Here is a 17,651-nt window from a genome sequence, read left to right as displayed (position 1 = left end):
CCGTCATGAACGCCAAGAAGCCGCCGCGGAAGAAGAACCTGACGGCCATGAAGATGCTCGGCGCGCAGCTCAGCGCCGGCCGCCGCGCGGCTGGTTTCACCCAGCGCTCACTGGCCGAGATCGCCAACGTCGACGAGGAGACCATCGCCTCGATCGAACAGGGCAGACGCCGACTCACCCCGGACCTCGCCGTCCACCTGGACCAAGTGCTGGATCTGAAGGGCCTGTTGGAGGCTGGCGTCGCCAACCTCCCGGAGATCGACCAGTTCCCGATGTGGGCGGAGCTGTATATCCAGCATGAGCAGGAGGCCATTGCGCTGTCCCTGTACGCCAATCAGGTCCTGCCCGGCCTGCTTCAGACGGAGGCGTACGCCCGTGCCGTACTCCGCGAACGCGTCCCCGCGTACGCCGAGGACGAGATCGAGACCAAGACGGCGGCTCGAATCGGCCGCCAGGACATCCTGCGCCGCAAGGTCCCGCCGACCGTCAGTTTCGTCATCTGGGAGCCGGTGCTCCGCCTGGCCGTCGGTGGACCCAAGATCCGCGCCGACCAGCTTCGCCACCTGCGCGCTTGCGCCGAACTCCCAGGAATCTCCGTGCAGTTCCTGCCACTGCCCAGCCCGTGCCATGCCAGCCTCGACGGACCCTTCGTACTCCTGGAGACCCCGGACCACCAGCACCTCGCGTACACAGAATCCCAACGCGGAAGCCAATGGGTATCTGACCCGGATGAGGTGTCCATCCTGTCGCGCAAGTATGCGATGCTGCGAACCCAGGCCCTGACCACACAAGACTCCTTGGGCCTGCTGGATCGCCTGCTAGGAGAGCAATGAGCGCCGACGCACTTCAGTGGTTCAAGTCGACCTACAGCGGCAGCGAAGGCGGCGAATGCCTGGAAGTCGCGTTCTGCCCCCACACCATCCACATCCGCGACTCCAAGAACCCGGCAGACGACAGCCCCACCCTCCACGTCGCCCCCGCCACCTGGACCGCGTTCACAAAGTTCGCCGCCCGCTGAACGATGGCCACCCTCCCCAACCCCCTCCCGAAGCTCGCCACCCTCGGTCTCGACCTCCCTCCCGGGAAACTGATCGACACCCTCCTCTGGCACGCCGACGTACCCGCAACCCCCGGCGACTGGGCCACCCTGCAACCGGCCCGCCGCACCGCGGGCCTGCTCCCCCTGCTCATCGACGTCGGCGGCAGCCAGGGCGGCCCCGAGGCCTGGGAACTGATGCCCGACGAGACCTCGTACCCCGGAGATCACGACGCCGAAGAGGTACTGGCCGAGTACTGGGAGGACACAGAGGACGACGACTGGCCGGGCCTGGCACCCGAACCCCAGCCAGAGTCCGACTCCCCCGACCCCGACGCCCTGGCCACGGACATAGCCGACCACCTCCTCACGGACGGAACCTGGCTCAAGGAACCGCGCCTCGCCCTCGTCCCCGCCCGCCGCAGCGCGGACATCCCGGCGGCGATCGGCTGGTCGGGCCCCGTGAACCACGAGGACGACGTGGCGCGCCTGTGCGCGGTACTACGCTCCTGGGAGGACCGCTTCGGCGTACGCGTCGTCGCCCTCACCTTCGACCAGCTGATCCTCTCGGTCGCCGCACCGCCCACCACCCCCGCCGAAGCGCAGGCGGTGGCGGTCGAGCACTACGCGTTCTGCCCGGACAACATCAACCAGAGCAGCACCCCATCCCTCAACGCCTACGCCGAGCAACTGATGGACCTGGAAATCTGGTCCTTCTGGTGGGACTGAGCCACCGGCCCGCACGGCCTGCCAGGAATGAGGACGACACTATGAGCGACAAGGCGCGGAAGCTGTTCGAGGCGCTCGACCTCGACAAGAACGGGATCCTGACCCGCGAAGAGGTGATCATCGCCCTGCGGACGAAGGGCCCGACGCTCGCCGCCTCGGGGCTGCTGCCGTTCTGGGGCGTGGGAGACGCCGACGCCTCCTCCGCGCTGTTCGACGCGGCCGACCAGAACGGGGACGCCGTACTGACCCTGGAGGAGTTCTCGGCGGTGGTGGACCGCCGTTTCGGCTGGCGCTGACATCTCGCCCACCTGGTGCGAGGCTGGAGTCAGGAGCAGTCCGAGCCAGCTCGGGAGGCCCGATGGGACGCGATGTCCCGGAGGTGGTCTTCACCCGGGAGGACCGCCGCCGGTACCGGATCAAGGTGCAGAGGTGCCTCGACGCGTTCGCGCTGATGCTGCGCGAGGCGCGCTTCGAATCCGGGCGGCCGCAGGTGGGGCTGGAGATCGAGCTGAACCTGGTCGACGATCACGCCGAGCCGGCGATGCGCAACAGCGACGTACTGGAGGCGATCGCGGACCCGGCGTGGTCGACGGAGCTGGGCCGGTTCAACCTGGAGATCAACGTCCCGCCCCGCCGGCTGACCGAGGGCGGCCCCGACTCCTGGGAGTCCGAGGTCCGCGCCGCTCTCAACCACGCCGACGAACGCGCCAGGTCGGTCGGCGCGCACCTGATCATGATCGGCATCCTCCCCACTCTCCGACAGCAGGACGTCGGCGAGTGCGCACTGTCCGAGAACCCGCGCTACCGGCTGCTCAACGACCAGGTCTTCGCGGCCCGGGGCGAGGACCTCCACATCGAGGTGGACGGCGTCGACCGGCTGCGCACCTACGCCGACACGATCACCCCGGAAGCCGCGTGCACCAGCACGCAGTTCCACCTCCAGGTCTCCCCGGAGGAGTTCCCCGGCTACTGGAACGCGGCGCAGGCGATCGCCGGCATCCAGGTCGCACTGGCCGCGAACTCACCCTTCCTCTTCGGCAAGGAACTGTGGCACGAGACGCGCATTCCCCTCTTCGAACAGGCAACCGACACCCGCCCGCAGGAGATCAAGGTGCAGGGCGTGCGGCCCCGGGTCTGGTTCGGGGAACGCTGGATCAACAGCGTCTTCGACCTTTTCGAGGAGAACCTCCGCTACTTCCCGGCTCTCCTCCCCCTGTGCGACGAGCAGGACCCCCTGGAGACGCTGGAGCAGGGCGACATCCCGGAACTCGGCGAGCTGACCCTGCACAACGGCACGATCTACCGCTGGAACCGCCCGGTCTACGCCATCGCCCACGACAAACCGCACGTCCGGGTGGAGAACCGCGTACTGCCCGCCGGCCCGACCGTCGCCGACACCCTCGCCAACGGCGCCTTCTACTACGGCCTCACCCGCGCCCTGGTGGAGGAGGAACGCCCGGTGTGGTCCCGGATGTCCTTCGCGGCCGCCGAGGACAACCTGCACACGGCGGCCCGCCAAGGCATGGACGCGCTCCTGTACTGGCCCGGCATGGGCGAGGTCCCGGCCCCCGAACTCGTCCTGCGGCGCCTACTCCCCCTCGCCCACCGGGGCCTGGAACACTCCGGCATGGACGAGGCCTGGCGCGAACCCCTGCTCGGCATCATCGAACAGCGCTGCGTCACGGCCCGCAACGGAGCGGTCTGGCAAAAGGAGATGTTCCACCACGCAACCGCATCCTCCGCGGGCCGCCACGAGGCCCTACGCCGCATGACGCAGCAGTACATCGACTACATGCACCTCAACGCCCCGGCCCACACCTGGCCGATCGACTGACAGCCAGGCCGAGACGTACAGCAAGCGCAGCGCCGCGGCCGTCAGGGAGATGCCGTCACGGGCACGGTGGCCGAGTACTGGACGGTGCCGAAGGCGGAGACCTTGGCCAGCGCCCACCAGTCGCCGCCGCTCTCGCCGCTGTCGCTCGTGTCGCCGGGTCGGTGCGTCACGGCGTAGTGGAGTTCCGTCACGGCTCTCGGGGACACGGTGAATCCCTGGATCCGGGGCGTGATCGCGACGGCGTCGCCGGGGGCGCCCCACGTGCCGTACGGGCTGATGATGCGGGCCTCACCGCGGACTTCGCTCAGCGCGTGGCCGGTCAGGCGCAGGACGAGGCGATCGGGCGCGGGGTGGGAGAGGTCGATGCCGAAGGGAGCGACCTCTGGGCCTCCCCCGACGGCGACGGGCAGCGCGTCCTCCAGGATCTGGCCGATGCCGTCGAGGATGCGGGCCGCCACGAAGTACGTGCCCGGTGCCGCACCCTTCTCCGGCCGCACGGTGATGTCGAACTCCGCGAACTCGCCCGGAGCCAGGTCGTACCGGAGTGGCGCGTGCGCTGCCACGGTGAGGCCCGCCGGGACGCACAGGGAGATGGTGCCCCTGGCCGGGAGGACGGAGGTCGCGACGGTGATGCGTATGGTTTCCGTGACTCCCGCTGAAGACGCCTCGCTCTTCGTGCTGCATCCCGCGGGCTCGCCGGCCTTCCCCGCCTCAGCGCCCTCGCCGAGCCGTTCGGTGCGCTCCAGGCGGAGGCTGACCGGGAGATGACCGAGGGGGGCCGGGCCTGTGTTGTGCAGCCAGTAGCGGGTGAAGACGGGCTGGACGGGTTCGCGGGCCGGGCCGCCGCCATCGGGTTCCGATGTGGGCCGGTCCGACCGGGACGGGGCCGGGTCGGAGGCGGACAGGCCCGAGCGGCCGGACAGGTCGGGGCGGGCCGCGATCGTCGCGACGTCCGCCGCCGCCAGGCCGATGCTCAGCGAACCGTCCTCGTCGGCGGTCAGTGGTCGTACCGTGCGCTGTTCCAGCAGGTCCGTGGCCTCACCGGCCGTGAACCCGCCGTGTCCGCCGTGTCCGCCGTGCAGGCGGACCCGCGCGGTCACCGGCCGGCCCTCCGACTCGTACAGGCGCATGACCAGGCCGTCGGTGGCGGGGTCGGTGTCGCCGGGGAGGCCGGAGGCCATGGGGTTGCCGCGCGGCTTGAGCGCCGAGAGCACGACGTTCGCCGGTTCGACGGTCAGGAGGGAGGCGCGGGGCGGGAGTTCGCCGTCGGAGGGAGTGGTGGGCAGGGCGAGCAGGGGATGGTTCGCCTCGCGTCCGGCGCGTACGAAGCCTGCCTGGCGCCAGCCGCCCGGTCCGGCGACGAGGCTGTAGTGGAAGTCGTGCGTCCAGTGCTGGAGGGCGAAGCTGCTGCCGTCGGGGGCGGTGCGGCGCGGGCCGTCGAGCCAGACGCCGCTGGGCCAGTCGGTGCAGGAACGCATGAGGGAGAGGTAGAGGGTGCCGTCGGTGGTGGCGACGGAACCGGGGGTGCCGTGATTGACCAGGGCGGCGGAATAGTCGTCGGCGGGTTCGGCCGTGGTGGGCAGGCCGTCGGGTACGTGGACGTCGATCACCGCGTCGGAGAGGTCGGCGGTGAGGGCGTCGGTGTCGCTGACGATCAGTACCGGGAGATCGCGCGGGCCGCGCAGGTCGGCGCCGGGGACCCAGGCTTCGCGGCGGGTACGGGCTGCGGGCACGAAGACGCGGCCGTGAGTGGCGAGGGCCGCCCGGTAGGCGGCTTCGTCCGCTCCGGTGGCGGCCAGGACGCGTTCGGCGAAGGCGTTGTCAGTGCCGGGTGCCACTCTGATGTCGGGGAGATTGGAGTCCGCGTCGAGAGAGCCGTGGCGCGGGCCGTCCGGGCGTGTGCAGGTTGCGGTCACGCCCTGGGCGACGAGAGCGGCGAGGAGGGGGCGTACATCATGGTCTTCGGGGGCGATCACTTCGGCGACGCCGATGGCGTGCGACAGCGTGCTGCGCCCGCTGCCGTCACCGGTGGCGGAGTCGGCCGAGTCGGCCGGATGCAGGGCGATGCGGGCGGTCGTGGAGAGCCCGGCCCAGGTGTGTGCGGGGTTGTCCAGCGTCCACAGGTGCTCGGCGGTGTCGGTCTCCGGGAAGCCGAAAGGCCGCCCGATCGCGGCGAATCCGACCTCGGAGACCGGCAGGGTGCCGGGCAGGTCGAGGTCGAAGCGGACCCGCAGCAGCCTGTCCTCACCGATGGAGCCGTCCACGCGGGTGCGGAAGTCGATGCGGGAGCTGCCGTGGAGGAGGGTGGCCGTCTGTGTGAACCGCAGGGTGTCCAGGCGCACTTCGGTGGTGATCCGCGCGCCGACGGCGGAGCGCTCGACGCGTGCGGAGGTGGCGGGTCGGGCGCCGGTGCCCGTGCCGGGCCCCTTGGGGAGCAGATGCCAGGGGCCCTCGCCCCAGACGGGGTGGGTCGTGTACTCGTCCTGCAGGGTCAGTTCGCCGCCGAGGCCGCCCGGGCGGAGGAGTTCGCGGCCGGTGCGCAGATCGGAGATGCGGCTCAGCGCACCGCCGCGGTCGGGGTCGGCCTCGATCCGGAAGATCTCGTTCTCGATGGTGGTGGCGTCCGGGACGAGGGCCCAGCCGGTGGTAGCCGGTTGAGGTTCGGTGTCCGGTCGGGGTGCGGTGCCCGGTCCGGACTCGGTGTCCTGTCCGGGCTCGGTGGACGCCTCGGGTTCGGTGGACGCCCCGGGTTCGACGAGCTGGTAGACGCGGTGGCCGAGCGAGGGTACGCCCCGGGCGAGGAAGGAAAGAGCGGAGCCTTCGGTGACCGAGGGCAGAGGCCGCCCGGCCTCGTCCCGGACCTCTGCGCCTGCCGCACCGTCCACGGTGACGAGGCCGTCCCGTTCCCAGGAGAGGGTGTTCGCGACCAGCAGGGGCCGCCCCGGCGTATGCGCGCTGCCGCGGGTGTCGGTGCGGGCGGCGAGCTGCCCCAGCGCGTCCGTCCGCACCCTGTCGCCGAGTTCGTACGCCTCACGCCAGTTGTCGGCGAGATCGAGATAGACCTGGTCGGACTCGGTGCCCGTGACGGCGTCGTGGTGCGCACCATAGGCGAGGAGGCGCCACGCCTTGTCGAGTGCCTCGCTGGGGAAGCGCTCGCCGAAGAGGCTTGCGAGGGCGGCGAGCCGTTCCCCGTCGAGTACGGCCGTCTCGGCGGCCCGCTGCGCCTGCTTCGTGTCGATGTACGAGACGTCCTTGCCGGTGAAGACCGGGTTCATGTCACGGGTCTGCGGCGTGATCACGCTCGTCGTACGCGAGCGGGACGGGGACTCCGCCTCACGCCGCACGGCCGCGAAGAAGTCCCGCGGCAGGCCCATCGTGAAGCGTGGCCAGACATAGCGCTTGGCCCACTCCCGGTGGATCTCGGTGCACCAGCGCGACGGCACGTTGTGGTCGTGGCCCACCGGCAGCATCACATTGCGCGTGGCGGCTACCTTCTTCAGCTGCGCGTACTGGTCATACGCGGCCACCATCGCGGCCTCGAGCGAGTCGGTCCGGTGGATGGCCCAGCCGGCGGTGTAGTGCGCGCCCATGTAGTGGGTGAGGACGCCGCGACCGCTGGGCGCGATCCACTCGAACTCGCTGGGGAACTGCATCCGCGCGATGTCCCCGGTATGCCCGATGGGCCCGGAGTTGTGGAAGGGGCCGCGCGCCCAGGCGCTGGAGTCGAGTCCGGCGTCGGCCATGATCCCGGGGTGCGCCGGGTCGTGACCGAACACGTCGAGCAGCCACCCGGAACGCGGATCACCGCCGAGTACGTCCCGCTGGTAGCCGATGCCGTAGACGGTGTTGCGGATCGTCGACTCGGGGTGGGTGAGGTTGGTGTTGGGCTCGTTGTAGCTGCCGCCGACCAGTTCGATCCGGTCGTCGCGCAGGAAGCGGCGCAGGTCGGCCCGGTCGCGTGGGAAGGCGTCCCAGTGCGGCTTGAGATAGTCGATCTCCGCGAGCACGAAGCGGTAGTCGTCGTCGTGCCGGGCCGAGTCGAGGTGGGCACGTACGAGGTCGAAGGCGCTGCGCACATGGGGCGGGCGGAGCCGGTCCACCCAGGGCAGATCGGGGAGTTCGTGGCGGACTTCGGTGAAGCCTGCCTGGGTGTTCCACCAGACCGGGTCGTAGTGGAAGTGGGAGACCATCCACATGGTCCAGCCGGTGTCCTCGGCCGTGACGGTCGCCTCGGCGGTGCAGCGGTGGGCGCCGGCGTCCTCCGTGGTGGTGCGGGCGGCTCCGGAGTCGACGGCGGTGGGCCACGAGGCGCTGGAGCCGACGGCGGTGAGGCGGGCGGCTTCGGAGTCCTCGGCGGTCTCGGCGATCGCGGTGACCCGGTGCAGCGATCCGGCGGGGGCCGGATCCGAGAAGACGACCCCGACCTCGGCGACGGCCTCCCGTCCCGGCCCGGGTGCGGCGATCAGCGCCGGTTCCGGCGTGCTGACCGTCGGCCCTTCGACCCGGACCCGTACGCGGCCGGTCCCGCCCTGCAGGGTCACACGTACGACCTGGCGGGGGGACTGCTGCGTACCGACGAAGAGGTCGGTGGACCGGACGTCGCGGATCCGCATGCTGGCGTGGGCCTTTCGGTGGCTGTACGGGAGGTGGCTGGTTGGGCGGCGGCGGGTGGGCGGCGACTGTAGAGGCGGTGGCTGTATGGGCTGGTCACAAGCGGTTGGGCACCGGTCGGGCGTCCCGGGCGGTACGCCCTGCGGCTGGTACGTCCATCAGGGCCACCTCCAGTGGCGGTACGTCCGGGCAGCGGTCTACAGCAGAGCGCGGGCCAGTTCGACGGCACCCTCGACGGGCCCGCTGCGGGTGCAGTCGGGTGCCGGGGAGGTCCCTGTCGAGCGCGTCGTCGAGCGCGCTGTAGAGGGCGGCCTGGTTGAGGACGACCCCGCCGGCCACGACGACGTCGTCCACGACGGCGCCGCGGTCGGCGAGTCGCGTCACGAGCGCGGACAGGGCCCGTCCTCCCGCGGCGATCACGTCGCGGGCGAGGTCGGACCCGGCTGCGGCGGCGCCGAAGACGGCATCGGCGTGCCGACCCCACTCCGCTGACACGTCGGCCGCGGCATCCAGCACCCCGCCGAGCGCCGGGACTTCGACGATCCCGAGGGCGGCGAGCAGCCCGCGGGTGAGCGGATCGGGAGGATCGCCCGGTCGTGCGCGGTGCAGACGGCACGTGCCGCCTCGCGTACGACTCCGGCGGCGCTGCCCTCGTCACCGAGGACGGCGCCCCAGCCCCCGACACGGATCTGCGTCCCGTCGGCGAGGTGCCCGATCGCGACGGAGCCGGTGCCGGCCACCAGACCGACGCCCTGCCTGAGGCCTAGGGCCTGTCCGGCGGATCAGGCCGGCTGCAAGGAACGGCACCTCATCAGCGCGGGTGAGCGGGGCCTGGTGCGTCCGGCTGCAAGGCGGAGGAGGGCGGCGACGCGATGGGGGTGCCCCCGCGCGAGCGGATTCGAGCGTGGGGGAGTCGGCAACCGACGACAACGCCGCTGGGGGTACCCCCTCTGGGGGAGGGCGTACCAGGCCACGCGACGCCGGCATGATCCGCCGGACAGGCCCTAGGGCGGGGACGAGGAGTTCGGCGTCGTTGACGATGCGCCGGGGCACATCGAGATGGGCACCGAGCGCCTCGTCGAGGAGGGCGCCCTGGCGCGGGGATTCGCAGCCGTGCGCCCCGACGGCGACGGATGCGGGCCTGGCCCTCGCGGGCAGGGCCTCCCGGACGAGCCCAGCGAGCCACTGCGCGGCCTCACCGGGATCGTGCGGCCGCCAGCCACTGCTCGGACGGACGGTGTCGACGACGACGTCCGTACCCGAGCAGGCGCGGAGATGGGTCTTGGTGCCGTCCACGTCGATACCGACGGCCATGGACGCGGATTCCTGCACGGATCCTCTTTCGTCGTTGCGCGGTGATCCCATGCGTAGCGAACGGCGGGCGAACCGTGCCGGGGCGCGCGAGAGCCGTTGCCTCGCGACGGGCCCCGCGGATCAGGAGCGTGGGCGTCGCCGGGCGAGCAGCGGTCGAGCGGTCGGGAAGCCCCGGGACGGGCTTCTGAATGAGCGCGGCAGGCGAGTACCGCGCGAGTTCGTTAGGAAGTTAACTAACCAAGTAGGGTGCGCGTCAAGAGGCACGGAATCCCGATGCCCTGCGACCTTGCGACCAGACGCCTCGCGACCAGACGCCTTGCGACCAGACGCTGCGGCACGACCTGAGGGAGAACATGCACCTGAGTGAGAGTGCCCGCGCGGTATTCGCCGTGCTGGCCGGGGCGGGCACCGCAACCCGTCCCCAGCTGGCGGCCGGTGCGGGCCTGTCCAAGCCGACCGTCTCCTCCGCCATGGCCGAGCTAGAGGCCGCCCAGCTCGCCGCCTGCTCCGGAACCGCCTCCGGTGGCACCGGCCGGTCCGCCGCCGTCTACGGTCTCGGGCCGGCTGCCGGCGCCGTGCTCGCCATCGATCTCGGCCCCACGCACACCCGGGTTCGGGGCTGCGCCCTGGACGGCACCCTCCTCGCCCAGGCCACCGGCTCCCGGGCGGATGCCGCCGACGCCGTACGCGAGGCCCTCGACTCGCTGCCCGCCGGGGGCCCACTGCGCGCGATCGTCGTCGCCGTGGGCGACGTCACCACGCAGGACCCGGAGGGCACCGGTATGCGCCCCGCAACTGCCAAGGCCGGCCCCGCTTTCGACGCCATGTCCGTCGCGCTGCCGCCGGGTGTTCCCGTCCACCTCGAGAACAACGTCAACTGCGCCGCGCTCGCCGAGCTGCACGAGGGCGCCGCCCGCGGCCGCCACACCTTCGGCTATCTGCGGATCGGCGTGGGCATCGGCCTCGGCGTCGTCATCGGCGGCAAGGTGCTGCGCGGAGCGAACGGCGCCGCGGGAGAGGTGGCCCGGCTGCCCTATCCATGGGACGAGGGCCGCGAACCGCGCCACGAGGCCCTGGAGGAGTACATCGGCGCGCGCTCCCTGTTGCGTCGGGCCCGTGAGGCCTGGCAGGACGCCGACGGCCCGCGCCCCCGAACCGTCGAGCGGCTCTTCGCCCTCGCCGAGGAGGGCCATGCCACGGCCCGCACGGTGGTCGGCCGCCATGCGGCCGACGTGGGCCGGCTCGCCACCGCCGTGGCCGCCGTGCTGGACCCGGGACTGATCGTGCTGGGCGGCGCCACCGGCGCGGACCCGCAGCTCCTGCCCGGTGTACGGGCCGAACTGGCACGGCTGAGCTGGCCCACCGAGGTGGTGAGCAGCACCCTCGGCGACAGCGGCACCGTGGCGGGCGCGAGCCGGCTCGCGGTCGCCCATGGAATTCAAATCGTGACCGGAAGGCACGCGGGCGAAGCATTGACGGGTAACCGAAGGTCTGCCAATGTCCGGACAAGCGCTTTCTAAGTCGGCGGGACCCGACTCAGGGCGAGGGGCTCCGCCCTACGGCGGAGCGGCGTACGAGGGCGTGCTCGTACGGTCACGGTCGGGATGACGGCCGAGGAATCCTCACCCGCCAGGGCGGCGCGACCGGGCGAGGTCGCATGCCGGAAAGAGCCCTCCACAGAACGACCCGAGCCGCGCGACCGGCCGGGGGATCCGTCACGCACATCCAGGGAGGACCCGGTGGGTCACCAGATCTCGCGCAGAACCCTCTTCCGCACCGCGAGCGGCCTCGCCGTCGCCGGTGCGCTCGGCAGCTCGCTCAGCGCCTGCAGCGGCGGAACCGGCGCCGGCAGCACCAGCAGCGACCTGACCATGACCTGGTGGGGCAGCGACGACCGCCACAACGCCTATAAGAAGGCGCTGAAGTACTTCCAGGAGAAGAACCCGAAGATCAAGATCCGGGAGACCTACTCCGGCTACGAGGGGTACTTCGACAAGTTCAACACCAACGTCGCCGGCGGCAGCGCCCCCGACCTGCTCCAGATGGACACCGCGCTCGTCGCCCAGTACGCCCGCAAGGGCGTCCTCGCCCCGCTCGACACGTACGTCGGCAAGAGCCTCGACCTCACCGGCTTTTCCAAGACGCTCCTCGCCGCCGGCACCGTCGACGGCAAGCTGTACGGCGTCCCGTCCGGCATCGGCGTCAACCAGCTCACCGTCAACCGCAGCGGCCTGGAGAAGCTGGGCCTGAAGCTGCCGGACCGCGAGTGGACCTGGGCCGATCTGAAGAAGATCGCCCAGCAGGTCTACAAGAAGAGCAGCGGCAAGATCTACGGCGTCGACGACGGCGGCGGCTCCACCCTCCAGTGCTTCGAGATCTTCGCCCGTGAGAAGGGCGAGACCTTCTTCTCCGACGACGGCAAGAAGCTCGGCTTCACCCCCGACACGCTCCAGGAGTGGTGGGAGTACTGGGCCGAGATGCGCAAGACGCACGCATCGCCGCCGCCGGCGATCACCTCCGCCGCGCACAACGACCTCACCAAGAACGCGGTCGTCATCGGCAAGGCCCTGTTCACCTTCGACTCCGGTGTCTACGGCGCGGGCGGCTCCATCACCGACGCGCAGCTGGACTTCCTGCCGACCCCGCAGGGCGACTGGTCCGGCGCCCGCGAGGGCAACTTCGTCAACGGCGGTGTGCTGCTGAGCGCCACCAAGGCCAGCAAGAAGGTGGCCGACTCGGTGAAGATCATGGACTTCTTCGCCCAGGACGAGACGGCGATCAAGGACATGCAGCTGTACCGGGGCATCCCGCCGACGGAGAAGGCCCGCAACCTGATCGCCTCGGGCCTGACCGAGACGGACAAGCTGAACATGGCGAACGCCGACTACATCTCCCAGCGCGTCTCGAAGGCGACGAACGCCTTGCCCGCGCCGGTGCCCCCGCCGCAGGGCGCCGACCAGATCTGGGACCTGCTGTTCCAGTCGAACCTCGCCGTCGCCTTCGGCAAGAAGTCGATCAAGGCGCAGCTCGGCGAGTTCTTCGACCAGGCGCCAGGGATCCTGAGCGCCTGAGCGCTCCGCTGGAAGCACAGTGATGAACCCGCGCCGCGCAACCGGACACCGAGAGAGCCGACCGGCTTCAGGCGCCCCGCAGGCGAACCGCAAAAAGATGGGCTGAGGGCCAGGGAGATGAGTATGACCACCGCGCAGACCGACGAGGTCGTGAAGGAGCCGCCGGCTGCGGCGACCCCGTCCGACCAGCGGGAACGCGACCGTATGCGCCGCCGCCTCGCCAGACGGCGGGGCGGCGGGTGGTGGCCGTACGTCTTCCTGGCCCCCTGGTTCGTCGGCCTGTTCGGCCTGACGATCTACCCGATGCTGGACTCGCTGTACCTGTCCTTCACCAAGTTCGACCTGCTGACGCCCGCGCAGTGGGTCGGACTGGACAACTACGGCAAGATGTTCACCGACGACCCGGTCTTCTGGGACTCGGTGCACGCCACCCTCCTGTACGTCGTCGTCTCCGTACCGCTGAAGCTGGCGCTCGCCCTCGCCGTGGCGATGCTGCTCAACCGCGACCTGAGGGGCATCGGCCTGTACCGGGCCGCCTTCTACCTGCCGTCGCTGCTCGGCGGGGCGGTGGCCATCGCCATCGTGTGGCGGCAGGTCTTCGGCGGCGAGGGCCTGTTCAACGACTTCCTCGGCTGGTTCGGTATCAAGGGCCAGGACTGGATCTCCAGCCCGGACACCGCGCTCTACACGCTCGTCCTGCTGGCCGTCTGGCAGTTCGGCACCCCGATGGTCATCTTCCTCGCGGGCCTGAAGCAGTTGCCGAAGGACGTGTACGAGGCGGCCGCCATCGACGGCGCTAGCAACGTCACGCGTTTCTTCCGGATCACCCTGCCGCTGCTGACCCCGATCGTCTTCTTCAACGTGGTCCTGCAGATCATCGACGCGTTCAAGACGTTCACCCCCGCCTTCGTGGTCAGCAACGGCACCGGCGGACCGCTGAACTCGACCATGCTGTACTCCCTCTACCTGTACAAGAAGGGCTTCACGGACCTTCAGATGGGGTACGCCTCGGCGCTGGCCTGGGTGCTGTTCCTGGTCATCGCGGGCTTCACGGCGGTCAACTTCATCGCCAGCCGCTACTGGGTCCACTACGACGACTGAAGCCGGAGTCCTTCACCCCATGTCTGCCATCACGCCGAACGCGTCGCCGCTGCAGAAGCTCCGCTCGCTCACCGGCTCCCGCCGCATCTTCGTCCACACCCTGCTCATCGGCGTGGCCGTCGTCATGCTGTATCCGCTGCTGTGGATGCTGAGCAGCTCCCTCAAGCCCGACACCGAGATCTTCACCCACCCCGGGCTCATCCCGAACGCAGTGCGCCCGGAGAACTACTCCGAGGGCTGGAGCGGCTCGGGCAACTCCTTCTCGCTCTACATCACCAACTCGCTGATCGTCACGATCGGCGCGGTGATCGGTAACGTCATCTCCTGCTCGCTGGCCGCCTACGCCTTCGCGCGTTTCGAGTTCCGCGGCAAGAAGATCTGGTTCGGCCTGATGCTCGGCACGCTGATGCTGCCCACGCAGGCCGTCCTGATCCCGCAGTACACGATCTTCTACAACCTGACCTGGATCAACACGTTCCTGCCGCTGATCGTGCCGAAGTTCCTCGCGGTGGACGCCTTCTTCATCTTCCTGATGGTCCAGTTCATCCGCTCCATCCCGCGCGAGCTGGACCAGGCGGCCATGGTGGACGGCGCCAACCCTTTCCAGATCTACTGGAAGGTCATCCTGCCGCTGATGAAGCCGGCCCTGGTCACCACCACGATCTTCACCTTCATCTGGACGTACGACGACTTCCTCCACCAGCTCGTCTACCTCCAGCAGAACGACAAGTTCACCGTGCCCCTCGGCCTGACTCTGTTCCTGGACCAGACCAGCGGCTCGTCGTACGGCGCGATGTTCGCGATGTCCACGCTGGCCCTGGCACCGACCCTGATCTGCTTCCTCGTCTTCCAAAAGCGCCTCGTCGAGGGCCTCGCCACCACCGGAATGAAGGGCTGAGCCCCACGTGACCACACCCGTGGAACCCGTGTTGCTCCCGCACCAGCGCACCTCCCTGCACGACCAGCCGGACAGCCCCGAGGCGTACGACGCCGTGCTGGCACGCGTCGCCGCCGAGGCCCTGGACCGGATCACCCCCGACGGCAACCTCGAACGCCCCGGCTGCACGGACGACATCGGCGACACCTCGCTCGGCATCTCCTCGCTGCTGGCGCTGGCGTGGCGGCGCACGGGCGACGACCGGCTCCCCGAAGCCGTGTCCCGCAGCGTGGACTTCCACCTGCGCGAACGTGTCTTCCGTACGGACAACCCCGGCTACCCGAACCTGCGCCTGCGCGACTCCGGTGAGCCGTACGCCCGTTACGTACTCGGCGACGGCGCGCACCCGATCGGCGACTGGCCCAGCACGGTCTGGGCGCTGCTCCAGGCGGTGAATCTGCTGGACATCGGCCGGGGCCTGCTGTCCGACGAGCAGTCCGGCGCGCTCACGGAACTGGCCTGCGGCTACTGGCGCTGGCTCACCGAGGTCACCTTCTTCAATCCGCAGGACGCCACCAACCAGGCCATCGGCTGTGTGGTCGGCGGTCTCATGCTCGCCCGCCACCTGCCAGGCACGGAGGCGGAGTGCGTCCGCGAGACGGCCATGCGCCTGTACACGGAGGAGATCCGCTCCCGCCGGCTGCCCGACCGGGGCGCGCTGCTGCCCGCCGAGCACGGGGGCGCGTACGACAACAACTACGGGCCCATCTCGCTGTCGTTCCTCGCCCAGGCCCACCGGGTCAGCGGCGAGCAGGTGTTCGTCGAGGACGGCGACGACATCGCCCGCTATATCGACGCGCGGCTGTCGTCCTGCGGCTACGACATCGGCGGGCCGCGCTACAGCGAGCAGCACTCCGGTTTCGAGGCGGTCCTGGGACTGCGGCTCTTCAGCCGCCGTATCCGCGCCGACCTCGGCCGCTACCGCGGTGACACCCGGTGGGGCTACCACGCCGCCGGTCCGGACGGCGCCATGGACGGCCACTTCGCCTTCATGCTGGTGTGGCAGGCGCAGGACACGACACGCTGGTACCGGGCGCCGCGTACCTCTCCCGTCCGCCATCAGCTGCGCAGCGCCCGTGTCTCCGTCTCCTTCGACAACGTGCTGACGCCGTCGCTGATCGAGGCCGCCGGTACGCTACTGCTGCCCGCGGCCGCCGACCGCCAGCACGGCATCGGACCGGCCGTACGGCTGGCCGACGGGGGCAGCTTCCTGCTGACCAGGCCGATGGGCGAGGTGCGGGTACGCGACGCAGCCGCCCCCGGGCTCATGGCGAAGCTGGTCACCAAGCCGGTGGTCAGCGCCGCGCAGGTCCTCGTCCACACCCAGTCGCTGTACGTGACCGACGGGACGTCGCTGTGGCTGACGGTGGCCCTGGACCTGGACCCGGCGGAGGGCGAGCCGTTCCTGCTGGCCGGTCTGCCGTACGCGACGGAGACCGATGGGCGGCTGGCGAAGCTGCTGGAGGTGGCGGGTCTGGACCTGTCCGAGCGGGCGGGGCGGCTCGCCACCGACGGCGCGCTCCACGCGGGCGGTCTGGCCGTCACCGGCGCCGCCGGGATCGCGGTCACCACGCCCGACTGGCCGGGCACGGACTCCTCCGCCTACTTCAACTCCCCCGACACCATCGGTCTCACCCAGGAGCAGGCGGCCTTCCGGCTGGCCGCCGACCCGCGCGGCTACGGCAACCCGGATGCCGGCTGGCGCCACACGGTCGCGACCACGGCGCTCGAGGCGGACCCTTTGCCGGGCGCCCCGGGCGGGCTGACCGTCTTCGCGGTCCGCTACGGGCCCGCCCACGCCGACGAGCCGTTCGCGCCGGTCTTCGAGCGCACCGACACCGGCCTGCTCGTCACGACCGAGGCGTTCTCCGCGCTGATCGGCTCACCCGAGGGGGATGCCACGGGCGAGCCGGTGCTGGAGCTGCGGGTGCCCGGTGGACGACTCAGCGCAGCTTCTGGGCCACCTCGGTGGCCCAGTAAGTAAGAATGTTCTGCGCCCCGGCCCGCTTGATCCCGGTAAGCGCCTCGAGAATCGCCCGATCCCGATCGATCCAGCCCTTCTCGGCAGCGGCCTCGATCATCGAGTACTCACCAGAGATCTGATAGGCAGCCACCGGTACATCCGCCACATCCGCAACCCGAGCGAGGACATCCAAATAGGGCCCGGCAGGCTTCACCATCACCATGTCGGCCCCTTCCTCCAAATCCAGGGCCAACTCGCGCATCGAATCCCGCACGTTGGCGGGATCCTGCTGATACGTCTTCCGGTCCCCCCGCAACGACGAGGCAACGGCCTCCCGAAAAGGCCCGTAGAAAGCAGACGCGTACTTCACGGTATAGGCGAGGATGGCCACATCCTCCCGCCCGATCTGATCAAGGGCGTCGCGGATGACCCCGACCTGCCCGTCCATCATCCCGCTGGGCCCGACCACATGGGCCCCGGCATCGGCCTGCACCTGAGCCATCTCGGCGTACCGCTCCAGGGTCGCGTCATTGTCCACGCGCCCGTCAGCGTCAAGCACCCCACAGTGCCCGTGATCGGTGGTCTCGTCGAGACACACATCAGACATGACGAGCAGGTCGTCCCCGACCTCGGCCCGCACATCCCGAATCGCGACCTGAAGAATCCCGTCCGGATCGGTCCCAGGAGTCCCCACCGCATCCTTCTTGGACTCCTCCGGCACCCCGAACAACATGATCCCGGAAACCCCGGCGGCCACAGCCTCAGCAGCGGCCTTCTTCAAACTGTCCCGCGTGTGCTGCACAACGCCCGGCATGGCAGCAATCGGCACCGGTTCACGCACCCCCTCCCGCACAAACGCGGGAAGGATGAAGTCGGCGGGATGCAACCGGGTCTCGGCAACCATACGCCGCATCACAGGCGTGGTACGCAGCCGACGAGGACGCGAACCGGGAAAGGAACCGTACTTCGACATACTCCTAAGCTACGCCCGCCCCCACCGCCCATTTACCAACACGGCGTCGGCCGAGCGTGAAGCCGCACTCGCCCACGGCGGG

The 17,651-nt window shown here is 70.3% G+C and carries 12 protein-coding genes and 1 pseudogene; 10 read left to right on the top strand and 3 right to left on the bottom strand.

What is annotated here, in order from left to right:
* Nucleotides 1–5 precede the first annotated feature (5 nt).
* From SSP24_RS11760 to SSP24_RS11740, 5 genes are all read left to right on the top strand, one after another.
* A complete protein-coding gene (locus SSP24_RS11760; RefSeq protein ID WP_141309472.1) occupies nt 6–833 on the top strand; it encodes a helix-turn-helix domain-containing protein in 828 nt (275 codons plus the stop codon).
* The gene (locus SSP24_RS11755; protein ID WP_141309471.1) at nt 830–1,018 is read left to right on the top strand and encodes a DUF397 domain-containing protein; all 189 of its coding nucleotides are present in this window, start codon (nt 830–832) and stop codon (nt 1,016–1,018) included. The genes SSP24_RS11760 and SSP24_RS11755 overlap by 4 nt, the downstream gene beginning before the upstream one ends.
* Nucleotides 1,019–1,021: 3 nt before the next feature.
* Nucleotides 1,022–1,765 (top strand): DUF4253 domain-containing protein, encoded by a 744-nt coding sequence (locus tag SSP24_RS11750; protein WP_141309470.1) that lies wholly within the window; start codon nt 1,022–1,024, stop codon nt 1,763–1,765.
* 41 nt (nt 1,766–1,806) lie between these two features.
* Nucleotides 1,807–2,061 (top strand): EF-hand domain-containing protein, encoded by a 255-nt coding sequence (locus SSP24_RS11745; protein ID WP_141309469.1) that lies wholly within the window; start codon nt 1,807–1,809, stop codon nt 2,059–2,061.
* Nucleotides 2,062–2,123: 62 nt separating this feature from the next.
* Entirely contained in the window at nt 2,124–3,599 is a 1,476-nt protein-coding gene (locus SSP24_RS11740; RefSeq protein ID WP_141309468.1) for a glutamate-cysteine ligase family protein, read from the top strand.
* 41 nt (nt 3,600–3,640) lie between these two features.
* Here SSP24_RS11740 and SSP24_RS11735 read toward each other — a convergent pair whose 3' ends face one another.
* Both SSP24_RS11735 and SSP24_RS11730 read right to left on the bottom strand, forming a co-directional pair.
* Nucleotides 3,641–8,212, bottom strand: a complete 4,572-nt coding sequence (locus tag SSP24_RS11735) for a glycoside hydrolase family 38 N-terminal domain-containing protein (protein ID WP_141309467.1) — start codon at nt 8,210–8,212, stop codon at nt 3,641–3,643.
* 195 nt (nt 8,213–8,407) lie between these two features.
* Nucleotides 8,408–8,980 (bottom strand): annotated as a pseudogene (locus tag SSP24_RS11730) (BadF/BadG/BcrA/BcrD ATPase family protein); the annotation flags it as partial.
* Nucleotides 8,981–9,877: 897 nt separating this feature from the next.
* Here SSP24_RS11730 and SSP24_RS11725 point away from each other — a divergent pair.
* The 5 genes from SSP24_RS11725 (at nt 9,878) to SSP24_RS11705 (ending at nt 16,617) form a co-directional block, all read left to right on the top strand.
* Nucleotides 9,878–11,044: an ROK family protein gene (locus tag SSP24_RS11725; protein WP_141309466.1), complete on the top strand. Its 1,167-nt coding sequence runs from the start codon at nt 9,878–9,880 to the stop codon at nt 11,042–11,044.
* Between the two features lie 219 nt (nt 11,045–11,263).
* Nucleotides 11,264–12,595, top strand: coding sequence for an ABC transporter substrate-binding protein (locus tag SSP24_RS11720; RefSeq protein ID WP_141309465.1), 1,332 nt, complete (start codon nt 11,264–11,266; stop codon nt 12,593–12,595).
* A 123-nt stretch (nt 12,596–12,718) separates the two neighbouring features.
* Complete coding sequence (locus tag SSP24_RS11715; protein ID WP_141309464.1) at nt 12,719–13,696, top strand: carbohydrate ABC transporter permease; 978 nt, start codon at nt 12,719–12,721, stop codon at nt 13,694–13,696.
* Nucleotides 13,697–13,715: 19 nt separating this feature from the next.
* Nucleotides 13,716–14,594, top strand: a complete 879-nt coding sequence (locus SSP24_RS11710) for a carbohydrate ABC transporter permease (RefSeq protein ID WP_141309463.1) — start codon at nt 13,716–13,718, stop codon at nt 14,592–14,594.
* A gap of 28 nt (nt 14,595–14,622) precedes the next feature.
* Nucleotides 14,623–16,617 (top strand): hypothetical protein, encoded by a 1,995-nt coding sequence (locus SSP24_RS11705; RefSeq protein WP_141309691.1) that lies wholly within the window; start codon nt 14,623–14,625, stop codon nt 16,615–16,617.
* On the opposite strand, the gene hemB is transcribed toward SSP24_RS11705, so the two are convergent.
* Nucleotides 16,577–17,569, bottom strand: coding sequence for a porphobilinogen synthase (gene hemB, locus SSP24_RS11700; protein ID WP_141309462.1), 993 nt, complete (start codon nt 17,567–17,569; stop codon nt 16,577–16,579). The two genes, SSP24_RS11705 and hemB, sit on opposite strands and share 41 nt — an antisense overlap.
* Nucleotides 17,570–17,651: the final 82 nt, after the last annotated feature.

Source organism: Streptomyces spinoverrucosus (genome assembly GCF_006539505.1).
Lineage (GTDB): Bacteria > Actinomycetota > Actinomycetes > Streptomycetales > Streptomycetaceae > Streptomyces > Streptomyces spinoverrucosus.
The sequence above is the reverse complement of the archived record's forward strand: the minus strand, read 5'-3'. Positions and strand labels throughout refer to the sequence as shown.